The sequence below is a fragment of the Arcicella rosea genome (assembly GCF_014204325.1).
GTDB classification, from domain to species: domain Bacteria; phylum Bacteroidota; class Bacteroidia; order Cytophagales; family Spirosomataceae; genus Arcicella; species Arcicella rosea_A.
In genome coordinates this window covers 1-18314 of sequence record NZ_JACHKT010000030.1, presented here as the reverse complement: position 1 = coordinate 18314, position 18314 = coordinate 1, and the positions used below count along the sequence as shown (strand labels likewise).

Annotated in this window: 16 protein-coding genes; 10 read left to right on the top strand and 6 right to left on the bottom strand. The window is 35.4% G+C overall.

Going from position 1 to position 18314, the window contains the following annotated elements:
- Window positions 1-22 precede the first annotated feature (22 nt).
- A complete protein-coding gene (locus tag HNP25_RS17040) occupies window positions 23-523 on the top strand; it encodes a hypothetical protein (protein ID WP_184136095.1) in 501 nt (166 codons plus the stop codon).
- A 141-nt stretch (window positions 524-664) separates the two neighbouring features.
- Window positions 665-2086: a glycoside hydrolase family 125 protein gene (locus tag HNP25_RS17035; RefSeq protein ID WP_184136093.1), complete on the top strand. Its 1422-nt coding sequence runs from the start codon at window positions 665-667 to the stop codon at window positions 2084-2086.
- A gap of 349 nt (window positions 2087-2435) precedes the next feature.
- On the opposite strand, the gene HNP25_RS17030 is transcribed toward HNP25_RS17035, so the two are convergent.
- The 3 genes from HNP25_RS17030 to HNP25_RS17020 all read right to left on the bottom strand — a co-directional run bounded on the left by HNP25_RS17030 (window position 2436) and on the right by HNP25_RS17020 (window position 6408).
- Window positions 2436-3758 carry a DEAD/DEAH box helicase gene (locus HNP25_RS17030; RefSeq protein WP_184136091.1) on the bottom strand — a complete coding sequence of 441 codons (1323 nt, stop codon included), beginning with the start codon at window positions 3756-3758 and terminating at the stop codon, window positions 2436-2438.
- Between the two features lie 321 nt (window positions 3759-4079).
- On the bottom strand, window positions 4080-5804 hold the full coding sequence (locus HNP25_RS17025) for a GMC oxidoreductase (RefSeq protein ID WP_310587177.1): 1725 nt from the start codon (window positions 5802-5804) through the stop codon (window positions 4080-4082).
- 55 nt (window positions 5805-5859) lie between these two features.
- Complete coding sequence (locus HNP25_RS17020; RefSeq protein WP_184136090.1) at window positions 5860-6408, bottom strand: gluconate 2-dehydrogenase subunit 3 family protein; 549 nt, start codon at window positions 6406-6408, stop codon at window positions 5860-5862.
- 322 nt (window positions 6409-6730) lie between these two features.
- Here HNP25_RS17020 and HNP25_RS17015 point away from each other — a divergent pair, with 322 nt between their 5' ends.
- The 4 genes from HNP25_RS17015 (at window position 6731) to HNP25_RS17000 (ending at window position 10010) form a co-directional block, all read left to right on the top strand.
- Window positions 6731-7267, top strand: coding sequence for a 30S ribosomal protein S16 (locus tag HNP25_RS17015; protein WP_184136088.1), 537 nt, complete (start codon window positions 6731-6733; stop codon window positions 7265-7267).
- A gap of 54 nt (window positions 7268-7321) precedes the next feature.
- A complete protein-coding gene (rimM, locus tag HNP25_RS17010; protein WP_310587176.1) occupies window positions 7322-7927 on the top strand; it encodes a ribosome maturation factor RimM in 606 nt (201 codons plus the stop codon).
- Window positions 7928-7942: 15 nt separating this feature from the next.
- Window positions 7943-8629: a tRNA (guanosine(37)-N1)-methyltransferase TrmD gene (trmD, locus tag HNP25_RS17005; protein WP_184136087.1), complete on the top strand. Its 687-nt coding sequence runs from the start codon at window positions 7943-7945 to the stop codon at window positions 8627-8629.
- Window positions 8630-9014: 385 nt separating this feature from the next.
- The gene (locus HNP25_RS17000) at window positions 9015-10010 is read left to right on the top strand and encodes a glycosyltransferase family 2 protein (protein WP_184136085.1); all 996 of its coding nucleotides are present in this window, start codon (window positions 9015-9017) and stop codon (window positions 10008-10010) included.
- A gap of 349 nt (window positions 10011-10359) precedes the next feature.
- On the opposite strand, the gene HNP25_RS16995 is transcribed toward HNP25_RS17000, so the two are convergent.
- From HNP25_RS16995 to HNP25_RS16985, 3 genes are read right to left on the bottom strand one after another with little or no spacing between them, the layout of a single operon-like run.
- Window positions 10360-11274 carry an alpha/beta hydrolase gene (locus HNP25_RS16995; RefSeq protein ID WP_184136083.1) on the bottom strand — a complete coding sequence of 305 codons (915 nt, stop codon included), beginning with the start codon at window positions 11272-11274 and terminating at the stop codon, window positions 10360-10362.
- Between the two features lie 36 nt (window positions 11275-11310).
- Window positions 11311-11814 (bottom strand): EamA family transporter, encoded by a 504-nt coding sequence (locus HNP25_RS16990; RefSeq protein WP_184136081.1) that lies wholly within the window; start codon window positions 11812-11814, stop codon window positions 11311-11313.
- Between the two features lie 21 nt (window positions 11815-11835).
- Window positions 11836-12237 (bottom strand): EamA family transporter, encoded by a 402-nt coding sequence (locus HNP25_RS16985; RefSeq protein ID WP_184136080.1) that lies wholly within the window; start codon window positions 12235-12237, stop codon window positions 11836-11838.
- Between the two features lie 244 nt (window positions 12238-12481).
- Here HNP25_RS16985 and HNP25_RS16980 point away from each other — a divergent pair, with 244 nt between their 5' ends.
- The 4 genes from HNP25_RS16980 to HNP25_RS16965 all read left to right on the top strand — a co-directional run bounded on the left by HNP25_RS16980 (window position 12482) and on the right by HNP25_RS16965 (window position 18167).
- Window positions 12482-14908: a zinc-dependent metalloprotease gene (locus HNP25_RS16980; protein WP_184136078.1), complete on the top strand. Its 2427-nt coding sequence runs from the start codon at window positions 12482-12484 to the stop codon at window positions 14906-14908.
- 66 nt (window positions 14909-14974) lie between these two features.
- On the top strand, window positions 14975-15622 hold the full coding sequence (locus HNP25_RS16975; protein ID WP_184136076.1) for a Uma2 family endonuclease: 648 nt from the start codon (window positions 14975-14977) through the stop codon (window positions 15620-15622).
- A 646-nt stretch (window positions 15623-16268) separates the two neighbouring features.
- Window positions 16269-17225 (top strand): hypothetical protein, encoded by a 957-nt coding sequence (locus HNP25_RS16970; protein WP_184136074.1) that lies wholly within the window; start codon window positions 16269-16271, stop codon window positions 17223-17225.
- Window positions 17226-17327: 102 nt separating this feature from the next.
- A complete protein-coding gene (locus tag HNP25_RS16965; RefSeq protein ID WP_184136072.1) occupies window positions 17328-18167 on the top strand; it encodes an SDR family NAD(P)-dependent oxidoreductase in 840 nt (279 codons plus the stop codon).
- Window positions 18168-18314: the final 147 nt, after the last annotated feature.

The window sequence follows — 18314 nt, the reverse complement described above, 5'->3', positions numbered from 1 at the left end:
TATTTATAGTCCAATAATTATATTGCTATTAGGTAGAAAAATCGATATTCTATTTTTACGGTTTTCTTCACTTTTATACGGGAAATTGCGTGAAAAAGATAGGCGAAGCTATCTCCGAGATAGGATGTTCCATCTTTTTCACGCAAAAAACCGCAAAAAAGATGGGTCAAGCTATCTCCGAGATAGCTTGACCTATGAAAAAGATGGGATGACCTATCTCCGAGATAGCTTGTTAGTTCTTTTTGATGGGTTAGGCTATGAAAAAGATGGGATAACCTATCTTCGAGATAGCTTGTTGTTTCTTTTTGATAGGTTGGGCTATGAAAAAGATGAGTTGGCGGGTTTTTTAGACTTTTTGCTTTTTTACAAAAACAACTCCGTCAGTAGTGAAATATCGGTAGAAATTAATGATAAAATCCTAACTACATTCCGTAAGAACATAATATTTCGTTCCTACGGAACAGCAGGCTTAAATCGCTGTTTTATCGATACTACCGATATAGAATCCTTACAGGATGGATGAGTTGATAGTTGTCACTAAAACCATCATTATTATTGAGTACTAATCTAAAATTCTATCTTTACAAAAAAGGTCAGATAGACTTAAAAAAACATCGATATTGAAGGCTTATCCAATTCAATACAATTATAAAACAATACGTTTATGAACATTAATCGAAGAACATTTATCAAGGCTTCGTCCATTGCAAGTGCTGGTTTACTGGCAAATTCTCCCGTTTTTGCCAATGAATATCCTACCGTTCGTGTGGCACTGAGCCAAAGAAAATTCAGCAGTCCAATCATTGAAGCAACCATCAAAAGAATGAAAACCAGCATCAAAGATGCGGAGGTGGCTTGGATGTTTGAAAATTGTTTCCCGAATACGTTAGATACGACGGTCAATTATCAAATTAAAAACAATCGTCCTGATACTTTTGTCATCACGGGCGATATTCATGCGATGTGGTTGCGTGATAGTACGGCTCAAGTTTGGCCTTATATGCCTTTAATCAAGGAAGATGAACAATTAAAAGCATTAATTGCAGGCGTAGTAAACCGCCAAACGGAATGTATTTTGATTGACCCTTATGCGAATGCTTTCAATGATGGGCCGGGGAAATCTGAATGGCTTTCTGACCATACCGACATGAAACCTGAATTGCATGAAAGAAAATGGGAATTAGATTCATTGTGTTATACCGTTCGTTTAGCTTTTCATTATTGGAAAACGGCAAATGATACCAGTATTTTTGATGAGAAATGGTTGAAAGCTGCCAAATTGATTATTGCTACTTGTAGAGAACAACAACGTTTTCAGGGCAAAGGCCCATATCATTTTGGAAGAACTACTTCTTGGTCAACCGATACCGTTCCGGGAAATGGCTACGGAAACCCAACCAAACCAAATGGTTTGATTAATAGTATTTTCCGTCCTTCAGATGATGCCACAACGTTTCCTTATTTAATTCCTTCTAACTTATTCGCAGTCGTTTCTTTCCGTCAGATTGCGGAGATTGCTACGAAGGTTTATAAGGATACTGCTTTTGCCAAAGAATGTACAGATTTTGCTAGTCAAGTAGAACAAGCTGTAAAGAAACACGCCATTATTACGCATCCTGTTTATGGACAAATGTATGCTTTGGAAGTAGATGGATATGGTAACCGTTTGTTGCAAGATGATGCCAATGTACCGAATTTAATGGCTTTGCCTTATTTAGGAGCCTTGAAATTATCAGACCCAATCTATCAGAATACTCGCAAGTTTATCTTTAGTGAAAACAACCCTTATTTCTTCAAAGGGAAAGCAGCCGAAGGTGTTGGTAGTCCGCATACTTTAATTGACCAGATTTGGCCTATGAGTATCATCATGCGTGCGATGACTTCTACGAATGACCAAGAGATTTTAGCACAATTACGTTTCTTGAAAAAGACACATGCCAATACAGGTTTTATGCACGAGTCTTTCGATAAAGATGATGCTACTAAATTTACTCGTAAATGGTTTGCTTGGGCAAATACTTTATTTGGTGAATTAATGCTGAAGATAGAGAAGGAAAGACCACATTTGTTGAATGTGAAATTGTAGAAAAATAAACATGAGTCATCCTGAATTTTTTCTTAGAATAGTGAGGTTTAGGACGATTTGAGAGGTTTTTATCTTTATTATTGTACAATCCTTACTTTTCTTGTCTTGAAACAAGAAAAGTAACCGCAGCGGCGGCCGCAAAAGAAATTCAAGAATTCCTAAACTCGCTTCGCTCAAACAGTAGGAATTCATTGCTCATCAATCACAAAAAAGCGGTCAAAATTAGTTTTTGACCGCTTTTTTGTGATTTTAAAATTCGGGATGACTCATGTTTATGTTTATAATCAATCCATTAAACTATATCAGATAGACAGCTCATAATTCATCGTTCACAATTCAACCCTCTTACTTACTCTCTCTTTTTATAAGCTCTTCCGTATTTCTTTTTCATTTCATCAGCATGATTTCTTCTTACATTTACCTTACTGTTCTTTTCAGATTTCTCGTGAAACGCCGCTCCTCCTTCTTCTCTTTTCGGTGCTTTCACTTGAATTGTTTTCATGGCTACTCTTTCAATTTCCTCAGGTAAAATCTTGGTTGAAAGTGTTAAATCTTCTGGTAAATCAAGCTTTGGAATTTGGTAATTCATCAAATTTTCGATTTCAGAAAGATATTCTTTCTCTTTTTCTACCACAAATGAAATTGCAATTCCTTTTCTTTCTTTTCTACCCGTTCTACCAATTCTATGAATATAGTTTTGTGGGATTTCAGGTAAATCAAAATTGATAACATGCGTTACTTCGGCTACGTCCAATCCTCTCGCAATAATATCAGTAGCAATTAATACTCTACATTCGCCAGATTGGAATTTAATCACACTGTCAAAACGATGTCTTTGTGCTTTATTCGAGTGAATCACCCCGATTGATTCACTTTGTTCTGGATTCATTTGTTCGTACAACACATCTGCTAAATGTTTGGTAGAAACAAAAACCAGTACTTTACTCATAGTTTCATCTTTCTCTAATAATAAGTTTAAGAAATTAACCTTTGAATAAAAGTTGGGTACTTCATAATAAGACTGACTGATGTTTTCCAAAGGCGTGCCAACGGGCGTTGCTTCTACTCTTACTGGACTATTGAAATAATCTTCAATTAATTGTTCTACTTCTTCATTAAGCGTAGCAGAGAAAAGTAAATTTTGTCTTCTTTGAGGTAACCTTCCAAAAACAACTTTCAATTGCGCTCTGAAACCAAGGTTTAACATTTCGTCAAATTCATCAATGACTAATTTTTTGACAGATTTTCCAGTAAATGCACCTACTGATATTAAATCGACCAATCTTCCAGGCGTTGCTACTAAAATATCAGCACCTTCCAATAATTCTGCAACTTGTATTTTTGTATTTACGCCACCATATACTCCCAAAACTTTGAAACTCATATAAGTAAGGAGTTTCTGGGCTTCTTCTACAATTTGTACTACCAATTCACGAGTTGGAACGATAATAACTAATTGTGGGTCTTTTTCTTTTGAAAACTTCAACTGACGAAGGCAAGGCAATAGATAAGCGTAAGTTTTCCCTGTTCCAGTTTGTGCAATTCCACAGACATCTTTACCAGACATCACTACCGAAAAAACTTTTTCTTGGATAGCTGTTGGGGAAGTAAAGCCCAAATCGTTGAGGGCGTTAAGTAATTGTTTATTAAGATTTAATTCTTCGAAAGTCATGACCGTAAATTGATTATTATCACAAAGGTAGGCTTAAACTTCCTGAAAGATAAATTAATGGACAATTATCGTTGAATTGCTTTAGGCATTAGGCGGTAAGCTTTAGGCTTTTTATACTAAATAATTTATATAAACAATTTTAAGTATTCTAAGAAATATTCATGAAACAAAGGGTGTTTTGTATGAATTAAAATTTTCAATTCACAACTCATCACTCACAACTATTCCTCATTAAACAAAAAATCCCCAATTAATTAAAATTGAGGACTTTATGTTTAATGATATTTACTTTACTGAAATCAGACATCAGCAATCCGAAATCTATTTCAAATCACCTTTTTTCAAAGCATTAACGGCATAATCGGCAGCTCTTGCTGTTAAAGCCATATAAGTAAGTGAAGGGTTTACACATGAAGCAGAAGTCATTGCAGCTCCGTCTGTTACGAATACATTGTCTGCACCCCAAACTTGGTTATTTTTGTTCAACACAGAATTTTTAGCATCTGTACCCATACGAGCAGTTCCCATTTCGTGAATACCAATTCCTAAATGTTTAGATTGGTCATCATAAGCAACAATGTTTTTCAAACCTGCTTTTTCTAACATTTCTGCTGCATCATTTTTCATATCAACACGCATTTTCAGTTCGTTGTCGCCATAAGCTGCATCAAACACAAATAATGGCATTCCCCACTTATCTTTTTGGGTTGGGTCTAATGTCATTCTGTTTTCTGGGTTTGCTAATACTTCACCAAAACCTCCAATATTGAATGTCCATTTACCTGGATAACTTAAAGCATCTTTAAAGTCAGCACCAACGCCTTCTTGTCCAGCACCACGACCAAAGTCTTCACGAGAACCACCACCTTGATAACCAAATCCTCGTAAATAATCACGTTTATCAGTTCCCCAGTTACGGTATCTTGGAATATAAATACCATTTGCACGACGACCATAGTAATAATCATCTTCCATACCTTCAAATTCACCTCTTGCACCAACCGCTAAATGGTGATCCATGATATTACGACCTAATTGATCTGATTCATTACCTAAACCATTTGGATGACGTTGAGATTTTGAATTCAACATAATTCCTGTACTTCCAAATGCAGAAGCATTCAAGAAAATGATTTTTGCAAAATATTCAATTGATTGTAAAGTATTTTGATCAACAATTCTTACACCGACAGCTTTACCTAATTTATCATCATAAATTACTTCTTGCACAATAGCATCAGGACGAAGTGTTAAATTTCCAGTTTTTACTGCTGCTGGTAAAGTTGAAGATTGTGTTGAGAAGTATCCGCCGTAAGGACAGCCCATCATACAACGGTTACGGAACTGACATTGCGAACGTCCTAAATCATAAGCAATTTTAGATTCGCCTGTTAAGTGAGCAGTACGCCCCATGATGAAATGACGTGAAGAAAACTCTTTTTCAATTCTTTTCTTCAACTCTTTTTCCAAAGCATTCATGTTCATCGCTGGTAAATAATGGTCGCCATGCGGTAAAACATCAATGCCATCTTTGTTACCACTGATACCTGCAAATTTCTCAACGTGGTCATACCAAGGAGCTAAATCTTTGTAACGAATTGGCCAGTCAGTACCAATACCTTCTTTAGCATTTGCCTCAAAATCAGTTTCATTCAAACGATAAGACTGACGACCCCACATCAAAGAGCGACCACCAACATGGTATCCACGAATCCAGTCGATTGGTTTTTTCTCGATAATTGGGTTTGCTTTATCGTTTTCAAACATATCTCTCCACGGTTCATTCACGGTATAACCAGTACGAATTCCGATATAATGTTCCTCAGCAGATTTGTTATCTACACGACCACGATGTTCAAATTCCCAAGGAGCTTTCGTAGCATTCGGGTAATCTTGAATATGTTTAATATCACGCCCTCTTTCAAGCATGATTACTTTTAAACCTTTTTCACACAATTCTTTGGCAGCCCAACCGCCTGATATTCCTGAGCCAACAACAATGGCATCGTAGGTATTTGCTTTATTTCCTGTTCCTGTAATTTCCACTTTCGTATTGATTTGAAATTGAATGAATTAAAATTTGACTTCTTTCTAAAAACAATTAGCTCATTGCCCAAGCTTTTTGTCCTTTTTGTAATTTAATTGGTTCATACTTACCAGGTACTTCTAAAAACTCTAAAGCTTTTGTTGCTCCAGGTTCAGAGGTAAAGTATCCCAAAATCGTCAAATCTTTCATTGTTTTCCAGAATTCAGAGCGTTCCTTCGCCGAATCTTCTACTTTAATCAAAGCCAGTTTTTGAGCTGGTGTCGATTTAGAAAATTCTGTATTGTTAGCTTTTTTAGCGTCTTCATCCAATTTAGTTAAACCATCAAAGAAAGCTTTTTGCTGATCTTCTTTATAGCAGTCCTTCAACATCATCTGGATAAACTCAGGTACTTTTGCATCTATTGCACCAGGCGTTTGCGTGCGAGGTAAAATAATATCAGCAATTTCAGCAATCATTGCACTCTGTTCAGGTGAAAAACTAACACCTGTAGCCACCGATGAACTGCCTGATTTACAGCCTTCTAAAACTGTTGCCAAAGTGCCAGCCGATAGAATTCCTCCCATCGTTAAGGCCATTCTGGCAATTACGTCTCTTCTTTTCATGTATTTATTTAAGTTTTGTTTATAATCATCCGAACGTAAAATTACATTTATATTGCAAAAACTTGCATTATTTTTCGCTAAAGTACTTTTTACTAACCATGTAAGTCAGTGCAGGAATAATTTTAAGTAAATGTTAAGTAAAAATGTTTTGTCTGATTGAATGTTAATCGCAACAATCAACGTTAAATAGCACCCTTTTTTTTATTATAAAATATTTTATCAATCTGTCATTGTTAAATCCTTAATTTTAACTATCTTTGCACTCCAATTTACAAATACCATAACCGAAGGACGGGTTCCTTCACTAAAACGTAAATAAAAAATGGCTGTTAAAATTAGATTAGCACGTCGTGGACGTAAAAAATTAGCGATGTACGACATCGTTATTGCTGACGCAAGAGCTCCACGTGACGGTAAATTCATTGAGAAAATCGGAACGTACAATCCAAATACAAACCCTGCTTCAATCAACTTGAATGAAGAAAGTGCTTTGAAATGGGTTTTAAACGGTGCTCAACCAACAGATACTACTCGTGCAATTTTGTCATATAAAGGTATATTGTTGAAAAAACACTTGCAAGTGGGTGTTAACAAAGGTGCTATTTCTCAAGATATTGCTGATTCAAAATTCAATGACTGGAAAACTAGCAAAGATTTAAAAATCACTGGTAAAGCTGATGGTCTTGATGCAAGCAAAGCTGCTGATAAAGCTGCTCGTTTAGCAAGAGAAGTAGAAATCAATGCTGCTCGTGCTGCTGCAATTGCTAAGAAAAACACTGTAGAAGAAGAAGTTGTTGCAGAAGAAACTGAAGCTCCAGCAGCTGAAGGTGAAGAAGCTACTACAGAATCTGCTGAGTAATTTTCTCAAAGAAATTTCATTTAAAATGATACAAAACTCTTTCAATAAGCTGTTTTGTATCATTTTTTATTTGTACACATTCGTTCATTCCAACAAAGACAGCAAGTATCCGACGATACTAAAAATATAGCAATGACTAAAGAAGATTGTTTTGAACTAGGAAAAATCACCAAAACACATGGACTAAAAGGCGAAGTAATCCTTTGGTTAGATGTAGATTTTCCTGAAGATTATGAAGATTTAGAAAGCCTTTTCTTGGAAGTAAAAGGAGAATTAGTTCCTTATTTTATTGAAAGCTATCGCCTTTCGGGCAATCGTGCGATTGTACATTTTGAAGATATTGATACTTTTGAAAAAGCAGAAGGAATGATTAATCTTCAAGCTTTTTTACCATTAGACGAACTTCCTGAACTTGAAAATGACCAATTCTATTATCACGAAATTATTGGTTATCAAATAGTTGATAAAAATTTAGGCAATTTAGGAACTGTACAAACTGTGCATTCTATGCAAGCCCAAGATTTATTGGTAATGGATTATAAAGGCAAAGAAGTATTAATTCCTGTGATTGATGAAATTGTATTACAAGCAGAAAAAGAACAGAAAATACTTCATGTAAATTTACCAGAAGGTTTGTTAGAAGTGTATTTAGAAGACTAATTCCAGATTCCGACCATGCGAATAGATATTATTTCTGTAGTACCTAAATTGATGGAAAGCTTTTTTGCTCATTCAATTTTAAAACGTGGGCAAGAGGCTGGTCATGTAGAAGTAGTGCTGCATGATTTAAGAGATTATTCTCTTTCTAAACAACGCCAAGTAGATGATTATGCTTTTGGCGGTGGTGCAGGCATGGTGATGAGTGTAGAGCCAATTGCTCGTTGTATTCGTCATTTACAGAGTGAAAGACATTACGACGAAATCATTTATATGACGCCCGACGGTGAAACTTTTAATCAACAAACAGCCAATCAATTGTCATTACAAGGGAATCTTTTATTTCTTTGTGGACATTATAAAGGCGTTGACCAAAGAGTACGAGATATGTTTATCACCAAAGAAATATCCATTGGCGATTATGTACTTTCTGGTGGAGAATTGGCAGCGGCAGTTTGTGCGGATGCCATTATTAGATTGATTCCAGGCGTATTAAATGATGAAACTTCGGCATTGACAGATTCTTTTCAAGATAATCTTTTGGCACCACCAGTTTATACTCGTCCTGCCGAATTTGAGGGAGTTGGCATACCGCCAGTACTTTTATCAGGACACGAAGCCAAAATTAATGAATGGAGATTCGAACAATCAATCGAACGCACTAAAACTAGAAGACCAGATTTGTACCAAAAAAGTGGTTTGTAGCTATATTTTGTATGATTTAAGATATTGATGAAGCCATTTTTCATGAAAAATAAAGGCTAAATCAAAAAAAATAAATAATTCTTACAAATAATTGCACTATATGTTTATTTATTTGGATTTTTTATTATTTTTGTAACGAAGAGAATATGTGAGAGAGATACAATTTAATAGCGATTTAAAGACAATAACATTAAATAAAGTAAGGATTATATTTAGAAAGCCTGATGTCTGTGGCATCGGGCTTTTTTGTATTCAATACCTACTACCTTTTCATAAAAACAACGCAATATATCAAATTACTCCTTCAAAAAAACAAAGCACCAACCGAATTAATTGTAATTTTACAGAAAATTTGCCCTTAAAATCTTCAAATACTCATTTTCGCATGGATGTTTCGATTATTATTATCAATTATAAATCAGCAACGTTAACAGTTAATTGTGTTAGTTCTATCAAAAAATTTACGCAAGATGTTACTTATGAAATAATTGTGGTTGACAACGATTCTAAGGATGATTCTGAAAAAATAATCAAAGCGTCTCATCCAGATATTGTCTGGGTGACAAGTACTTATAATTCAGGTTTTTCAAGAGGAAATAACCAAGGAATGGCAGTTGCTAAAGGAGATTATTTTTTATTGCTGAATGCCGATACCTTACTTTTCGAGAATTCAATTTTTAAAGCTTGGCAAAAACTTAAAAATAATCAAGATATTTCTGCCATTGGAGGAATACAAGTAACGGCTGATTTGGTAAAAATGCCTTACTTCAGAAATAGAAATGAGTTTTTGAAATTCTTGATCATTGCACCAAATTCCTTGAACAAGTATTTAGAAAAGATTTTCCCTGAACCACAATTTGAAGACCCGAATCAATCTGAATTATGTTGTGGAGCTTTTATGTTGGTTTCTCGAAATACCATTGAAAGAGCTGGTAAAATGGACGAAGACTTTTTTATGTATGCCGAAGACTTTGAATGGGCTGGCAGATTGAGAAAAGTAGGCAAAATCTGCTGTTTTGAAGAAATCCAATTTATTCACTTAGAAAAAGATTCTCCATTTAGAAGAACGAACATCTCTCCTATCAATCGATTTGGTACGCAAATGCAAGTATCCAACTTACTCTGGATTCGTAAAGAGTATGGTTTGGCGTTTTACCTTTTATTGATTTTTCATTATACTTCACTAGCCATTTTCTTTTACTTATGGAAAATTTCTGTGAATATTTCTAAACTCAGAAATCCGTTTTTTGAGCTAAGAAGTCAGAAAATATTTGCCTTGAAAACATTAGTTTTTTTGAAATTCTTTTGGAAAATGGTTTTCAAAATAAAAGGTTTTTACAAAATTGAAGCGAATGATAATATTGATGTAAGATTTCGTTAGTTGAAGTTATGGGTTAATCGAATGCTGTTATCGCTTTCACTCGAAAACGTGCCTACGTTGGAAAATATGTTTAAAACCATATTTTATTGATACCAAAAATACAATATCTCCTTTCGCAAGACCTTACTTTTCTTGTCTTGACACAAGAAAAGTAACCGCAGCGGCGGCCGCAAAAGAAAGTCAAGAATTTATAAACTCGCTATCGCTCAAACAGTATAAATTCGTTAAATGCTGACGCTTAAATAGTGTAAAGTTTTGAATAATAGTCATTAAAAAAATTAAACATATCTAAAACAAAAAGCCGTGATTTTAAGAAAAATCTCAAAGCTCACGGCTCAATACTAAAAAGCTATTTACTCAATAATCCCAAAGAATCCATCCAATTCCTCACGTTATCCATCCATTTTTCATTGGTAGTTTTATTGTTTAAACCAAAACCATGTCCGCCTTTTGGATAAATCACCAATTCAGCCAACACCCCATTTTTTTGTAATCCTTCATAAAAAACCAATGAATTTTTCACAGGCACAGCTGTATCATCACCTGCATGAACTAAAAATGTTGGTGGAGTATCTTTCGTAACATGCAATTCATTTGAATACTCATCAATTAAGGCTTGGTCTGCTGTTTTACCAATTAAATTAATTCTTGATCCCGCATGACCAAAATCTTTGAAAGTAATTACAGGATAACCCAAAATCATAAAATCAGGGCGAACAGAAACTTCGCTCGTTACCTCTCCTACTTGTTTATCAAAATGTGTTCCTGCCGTTGAAGCCAAATGTCCACCTGCTGAAAAACCCATAATGCCAATTTTATTCGGATTGATTCCGTACTTACTCGCATCTTTACGCACAGTTCTTAATGCCTGTTGTGCATCTTGTAAAGGTGCAATTGATTTATCAATTTGGGCATTATCGTTCGGCAAACGATACTTCAAAACGAAAGCAGTAACGCCCATTTTATTAAAAACACTTGCCACATCTGAACCTTCGTGACTAGCTGCCAAAATAGCATATCCCCCACCCGGACAAATAATCACTGCAGTTCCATTAGCTTTATCAGCATCAGCTGGATAAACTGTTAATGTTGGTACTGTCACTTCTGAAATGCGGAGTACGCCATTTTTATCAGTAACAGATTTTTGTGTATTAGGTACTTGTTTAGCATTTGGAACGCCATTTGGGTACAAAGGTGATTCTTGTTGCGCTTGTGCGTACTTCATGCTTAATAAAAAAGTAAATGTTAAAATGATTTTTTTCATAAGATTGGTTTTGAAAGGTAAAAATAATAATGCTGTTTAAATGTTTTCCGTGTTGGGTTTACTTCTTGCTGTTGTAATTAAAATTACTGCGGTAATGATAATTGCTCCTGCCAAAAGCATTAATGGATGAAGGCTTTCGCCAGCAAATAACGAACCCAAAATCATTGCCACCAATGGATTTACATACGTATAAGTAGCCACCAAAGTTGGTGAAGTTACTTTAGATAACCAGTTAAAAACTAGAAAAGCCAAACTAGAACCAAAAACTACTAAATAAATAAAAGATAAATATGCTTTAGGCTGAATGGTTGAAATATCAAAGTGATTGAATTCCCCTAAACCTAAGCTAATCATCAACGAAAAAACGCCTCCAGTAATCATTTGCATCCCTGAAATCTGCGAAGCATGAAAATCAAAAATCATCGCTCTTTTAACAATTACAACGCCTAAATTCCAAGCAAAAGTAGCTAAAAACAAGAATAATACGCCAAGCATATAATACTGCTCAAAGCCCTTCAAAGCCAATGTTTTTAGACTCATCAAAATACCTACGCCAACAATTCAAAGAAAAGCACCTGCAAGTACTTTGGGTTTTGGTTTTTCATGATTGATTATCCAAAGCAAAGAAACTAAAATCACTGACCCTAGTGCGGAGAATAAGGCAGAATAACTTGAAGGCATCCATTTTGCGGCAATAGTAAACAATCCATTGCCAAAAGTAAGCATCAAAAAACCAGTAAAAATACTTGTAACCAACATTTTACGAGTAGGTTTCTGATACTTTTTACTGATGATAGAAAATGTAAAAAGGATTATTCCTGCGATAAGGTTTCTAAAGCCAGAAGCCATCATTGATGGAACTGTTTCTACGACAAAACGTAAAGCCAAATAGGTTGAACCCCAAACTAAATACAAAGTAATTAAGCCCGCCCAGATTTTTAATTGATGATTTTGTTGATTCATACCCCAAATTTGAGATTTTTTCACGAAATTTAAGAAGGCTTAAATAAGAGTACGGAATTATGAGTGCGGAGTTTTGAATTTAAGTAGTTGATTTATAGAGAATTATTTAAATTCAAATTTGTCTTAGAATTTTTAATTTCAATAAATTAATTTTCAATAGTTTGTACTCAACACTCCACACTCGAAATTCAGCACTCTATACAGTCCTCTATATTTTCAACAAACAATTATTAATTCATTCAACATGAAAAAATTACCTTTATTAATCCTACTCTTTTTTTGCTTTCAAACCTTTGCTGACAAACTCCCAAGTATTACTGAAAAGACTGCTTCCTTCAAAAAATATGAAGGCTTTATGAATTATTGGTGGGATGAAGACAATGGAAAAGTTTGGCTAGAAGTATCAAATCTTAACCAAGAATTTTTATATATTTCTTCGTTACCTGCTGGTTTAGGCTCAAACGACATCGGTCTCGACCGTGGTTTATTGGGCGATGAAAAAGTAGTATTTTTCAATAAAGTTGGTAGAAAAATTTTATTGATTCAACCTAATTTAAAATACCGTGCCATTACAAACGATGCCAACGAAAAGCGTGCTGTGATGCAATCTTTCGCTCAATCGACCTTAGCAGGTTTCACAATTGAAGCCGAAGAAAATGGCAAGTACTTGATAGAAATTACAGATTTATTAATGCAAGATGCGATGGGCGTTACCGACCGTATCAAAGGCATGGGCGAAGGTTCTTACTCTTTGGATAAATCTCGTTCAGCCATGTATTTTGAACGTACCAAAAATTTTCCTTTAAACTCAGAATTTGAAGTAAGCCTCACTTTTACAGGCGGAAGCGATGCAGGTAGATTTGTCAAATCTGTTACGCCAAGTGCTGAGGCAATTACATTGAGAATGCACCACAGTTTTGTGCAATTGCCCGATAATCAATTTGAAAAAAGAGAATTTGACCCACGTTCAAGTTTCAATGCGATTTCTTATTTCGATTATTCAACCCCAGTGAGCGAACCTGTTGAGAAGTATTATACTGTCAGACACCGTTTAAAGAAAAAAGACCCGAATGCTAAAGTTTCGGAAGCGGTAAAACCCATCATTTATTATTTAGATAATGGTACGCCAGAACCTATTCGTTCGGCATTAATGGAAGGAACGGCTTGGTGGAATCAGGCTTTTGAGGCTGCTGGTTATAAAAATGCTTTCCAAGTAAAATTATTGCCCGACGATGCCGACCCGATGGATGTTCGCTACAATGTGATTAACTGGGTACATCGTTCTACTCGTGGTTGGTCTTATGGTGCTTCGGTGATTGACCCACGCACTGGCGAAATCTTGAAAGGTCATGTTACTTTAGGTTCATTGCGTGTTCGTCAGGATTATCTAATTGCCCAAGGTTTACTTTCTCCTTTTGAAAATGGCAAGAAATTAGACCCAGAAAAAGACCCAATGTTAAAAATGGCTTTGGCACGTCTAAGACAATTAGCTGCTCACGAAGTTGGTCATACTTTGGGCATTATGCACAACTATTCGGCAAGTACTAATAACCGTGCTTCGGTGATGGATTATCCGCATCCAAGAGTAAGTCTGAATGCAAAAGGTGAAGTAGATTTATCAGATGCTTATGCTGTTGGCATTGGCGAATGGGACAAAGCTTCTATTACTTTTGGCTACCAAGATTTCCCGAAAGGAACAGATGAAAAAGCTGGTTTGAATAAAATTTTACAAGATGCACGCAACAAAGGTCTATTATTTTTGACCGACCAAGATGCTCGTCCTGCTGGTTCAGCAAGTCCAAATGCTCATCTTTGGGATGAAGGCAAAGACCCAATCGAAAACTTAAATGCTTTGTTGAAAGTAAGAGAAAAAGCATTGGCAAACTTTGGCGAGAAAACCATTCGTGAAGGCGTACCAATGGCATTTTTGGAAGATGCTTTAGTGCCAGTGTATAATTTACATCGTTACCAAATTGAAGCCGTTGCCAAAATTGTGGGTAGCGTTGATTATCGCTATGCAGTGCGTGGTGACGGACAAATTCCAACGGTTTTAGTTTCAAAAGAAACGCAACAAAAAGCCTTAAAAGCGGCAATTCAATGTTTGAGTCCCGAAGTTTTAACGCTTCCAGAAAACATTATTAAATTAATTCCTCCTCGTCCTGCTGGTTATAATACTTCAAGAGAATTATTTAAGAAAAGAACAGGTTTAGCCTTTGATGCACTTTCAGCAGCGGAATCTGCGGCAGATTTTCCTTTACAATTTTTATTACAACCAGAACGTGCTTCAAGAATGATAGAATATGCAGCTCGTGGCGAAGGCATTACTTTAGACGAACTCAATACGCAATTAATTGAAAATACTTGGAAAACTCCACGCAAAACAGGTTTGGCATTAGAAGTACAATATCAAACTGAACAAATTTTACTGACACATTTGTTGGCTTTGAGCGTAAATGAAAAAGCGAATTACCAAGTAAAAGCATTGATGGGCAAAAGTTTGAAAGAATTAAAAGCCTATATCGAAGAAACCAAGAAAAGCGTAAAAGATGCCAGCTACCAAGCACATTTGGATTATGCTTTAGAAAGAATGAAAAATCCTTCGGCAGCCAAAGTAACGGCTCATAAAGAGTTACCTCCGGGGGCTCCGATTGGTTGCGAAGATGAATTTTAAATTGACTGATGTTTTAGCTTTGACAAATTTCAACATTTGTCAAAGCTAAAACAAAATTGTTTAAATTTGATAAAAAACAAGGCTATGGTGATTGCTAAAAACTTGAAAGAAACCATTTTAACAGAGTTAAATACTCAGCAATTGGTACGCATTCCTGCCTCAGAGGAAGAATTTTTCGCTGTGGCTGAGGAATTGCCTTTTAAAATAGAATATCACCAAAACGAGATTGTTACTATGGGATTAGCATCATATTGGCATGAAAAAATCACTGCTACTTTTATAGGATTACTTTTCCAATTATTTAATTTACAAAAAGAGGATTTTGATATTCTGGGCAGTAATTCAGGTGTACAAATTCCCAAGTTTGAAGGTGGCTATTATATGCCCGACGTAATGGTAGTAAAAGGAAATCCAGCTTTTAAAGAAAAGTCTCGTGCCATCATTATTAATCCATACATTATCGTAGAAGTACTTTCGCCAGCCACCAAAGCCTTTGATTTATCAGAAAAACTATCAGAATACAAATTAATGAGTAGCCTTCAACAAGTGATTTACATTAATCCAGAAAAAGTAAGTGTTTCAACTTTTATCCGTTCCGAAAACCCCAATACTTGGATTAATCAAGATTTTTATAGCCTTGAAGATGCACTTAGCGTAGCAAACAGCAGTATTTCTTTAGCAGATATTTACCATAAAATTAAGTTTGAGGAATAAACATCTTTTTTATTAAACAAAAAGCCCAGTTGTTCCTTTGAATAATTGGGCTTTTTGTTTTTCAGTATTGTTAACTTTCAGAAAGTTGACAATACTCCTTTCCAATATAAACTCTTCCCTCCAACTCGAAGGAACAAATCGGCAAGCTGAAATTCTTCCCTCCAACTTGGAGCAACAAATCGACTTACTGAAATCCTTCCCTCCAACTCGGAGCAACAAATCGACATACTGAAATTCTTCCCTCCAACTCGGAGCAACAAATCGACATATTGAAATCCCTCCCTCCAACTCGGAGCAACAAATCGACACGCTGAAATTCTTTCCTGCAATGTGCAGGAGCAAATCGACATGTTGAAATTCCTTCCTGCATCATGCAGGGGGCAATCGGCACATTGAAATTCCTTCCTGCAACGTGCAGGAGACAATCGGCACGCTGAAATTCTTTCCTGCAACGTGCAGGAGACAATCGACACGTTGAAATTCCTTCCTGCATCGTGCAGGAGCAAATCGACACATTGAAACGCTATCCACAAATGTTAGCTTTCACATTATTTATTCGATATTAAATTCGCTCAAAATCACTTCAAAATTTGCATGTTTTATTTTTCTGTGCCTTCTTGCGTGAAATCCCAAAATTTCCCATACAATGAAAACAAAGTTGTTATTTATTTTACTTGCTCTTACTTTCTGTTTTAATACTTTTGCTCAAAAGAAAAAGCCTGCTAAAAAAGCTCCAGCGGTTAAAGTTTCAAAGATTGATTCTACTGAATTACTCAATAAAAATCCGCTGAAAGCTGGTGTGCAACAAGCGAAGGATTTTGTGGAGGCGAGTCTTAGCCCAAAAGATTTAACGGCTAATCAAAACGGCGAAAAACGATATTATGATTCTTATAAATTGCTTTTACACGCTGGTGAAGAACTTTTTTTAGAACATTCTTCTGCTAGTTTTAGAGTAATGTTGAGTTTGAAAACACCTGCCAAAGACAAGCAAGAACTTAGCTACGATTCTCAGCCTTTCAAAGGCAATAGCATCAATAAATTTCACTATGTTGCTCCAGTAACGGGGACTTATACTTTGTTGGCGACTTCTATGGATGCTGGGCAATTAGGAAAATATAAAATTGCAAAAACCATTACCACGGCTACAGCCATAGAATCTGGGCTTGACCAAACTTTTGCGAATCAGTTTAAGGCTTTAGAGAAATCGAAAAAAGAGAACTTTAAAAATATTACTGGCGAGAAAATCAAGAAGGATAAAAAAGAAGAAAAGAAAGATAAAACGGCTGGTTTAGAGAGTTTTAAGACTAATTTTGAATTAGTAAGTGGTAAAAATGCTCTTATTTTTAAAGATAATAATGGACAAACTGCCAATTACAAAAGCGTATTATTTGAAAGCGAAAGTGAAGAAGAAGTAAAAGCCAATTTCGAGCAATTGAAAAAGCAATTACAAGTACTTACCAGAAATTGGACGGAACAAAGTAATACCGACACCAACTATAGTTCTTCGACAGATACCGATTTTATTACCTTGAAAATCAACATGATTCCGCCAGTAAAGAAAAAACAAAAGCAACTTTATCAGCTTGAATTCGTTTACAATTAAACAGCGTAATCTATCATTTTTGTAAATACTAAAATTTTATGGCATGGCTTTTTAGAGGTCATGCCTATTTTTTATCCATAGAAACCTAAAAATAAATTCATTATGCAAACAGCATTGATTACAGGTGCAAACTCTGGGATTGGTTTGGCTACAGCAAAGGCTTTGGCAATTGAAAAATTTGAGTTGATTTTGTTAGTTAGAAGTGAAGAAAAAGCAAAAGCAACTGAATCAGAAATTCTGAAAGTTGCTCCGACGGCAAAAATGGATTTTATCATTGCAGATTTGGCGGATTTTTCTTCAATGAAAAAAGCGGCGGAAGAAGTAAAATCGAAATACAGTAAAATAGACCGATTGATTAATAACGCTGGATATTCGCCTGTAGGAATTTCTTTTACGAAGGATGGCTACGAGAAATCATTTGCGGCAAATCATTTAGGGCATTTTATTTTAACGATGAACCTCATTGATTTACTCAAGAAATCTCCCGAAAGTAGAATAATCAATCTTTCCTCAGCGGCTCATGCTTTAGGAAAAGTAAATCGCCTTTTCGAGAAAAATAATACAAAACTATCTGACATGGGAGCTTATGGCGATGGAAAACTAGCCAATATTCTATTTACAAAAGGATTGGCGAAATATTATAAGGATTCTTCTATTACAGCTTACAGTGTGCATCCAGGCGTTGTTAAATCCAATTTTGGAAGTGATATGAATGGGTTCTTGAAAATTGGTTTTGCATTAGCTCGTCCGTTTATGATTTCTGTAGAAAAAGGAGCGGCTACTTCTATTTATTTGGCAACGACTGATATTCAAGATTTAAGATTTAGAAATGGATATTACTTCACCAAATCGAAACCTGCTTCAACAATGAATAGTGGTATTACACCAGAAAGTGTAGAATGGTGCTGGCAGAAAAGTTTGGAAGCTGTGAGTGAGCTATAAGCTATGAGCCGTGAGCTTTGAGCTTTAGTTTTGTTAGCACGATTATCAAAATTCATAGCTCATATCTTGCAAAAGATTTTTATTTGCTTAAAAAAGTACAATTTTGTATTTACTTCAAAATGGGATAAAAAAGTAATCTGTCATATC

Bases quoted from the DNA above. Each gene is read 5' to 3' on its own strand.
- trmD (WP_184136087.1), top strand. From the start codon at position 7,943: ATGCGAATAGATATTATTTCTGTAGTACCTAAATTGATGGAAAGCTTT.
- HNP25_RS16995 (WP_184136083.1), bottom strand. From the start codon at position 11,274: ATGAAAAAAATCATTTTAACATTTACTTTTTTATTAAGCATGAAGTAC.
- HNP25_RS17020 (WP_184136090.1), bottom strand. From the start codon at position 6,408: ATGAAAAGAAGAGACGTAATTGCCAGAATGGCCTTAACGATGGGAGGA.
- HNP25_RS16985 (WP_184136080.1), bottom strand. From the start codon at position 12,237: ATGAATCAACAAAATCATCAATTAAAAATCTGGGCGGGCTTAATTACT.
- HNP25_RS16990 (WP_184136081.1), bottom strand. From the start codon at position 11,814: ATGAGTCTAAAAACATTGGCTTTGAAGGGCTTTGAGCAGTATTATATG.
- HNP25_RS17030 (WP_184136091.1), bottom strand. From the start codon at position 3,758: ATGACTTTCGAAGAATTAAATCTTAATAAACAATTACTTAACGCCCTC.
- HNP25_RS17015 (WP_184136088.1), top strand. From the start codon at position 6,731: ATGGCTGTTAAAATTAGATTAGCACGTCGTGGACGTAAAAAATTAGCG.
- HNP25_RS16970 (WP_184136074.1), top strand. From the start codon at position 16,269: ATGAAAACAAAGTTGTTATTTATTTTACTTGCTCTTACTTTCTGTTTT.
- HNP25_RS16965 (WP_184136072.1), top strand. From the start codon at position 17,328: ATGCAAACAGCATTGATTACAGGTGCAAACTCTGGGATTGGTTTGGCT.
- HNP25_RS16980 (WP_184136078.1), top strand. From the start codon at position 12,482: ATGAAAAAATTACCTTTATTAATCCTACTCTTTTTTTGCTTTCAAACC.
- HNP25_RS17035 (WP_184136093.1), top strand. From the start codon at position 665: ATGAACATTAATCGAAGAACATTTATCAAGGCTTCGTCCATTGCAAGT.
- HNP25_RS17000 (WP_184136085.1), top strand. From the start codon at position 9,015: ATGGATGTTTCGATTATTATTATCAATTATAAATCAGCAACGTTAACA.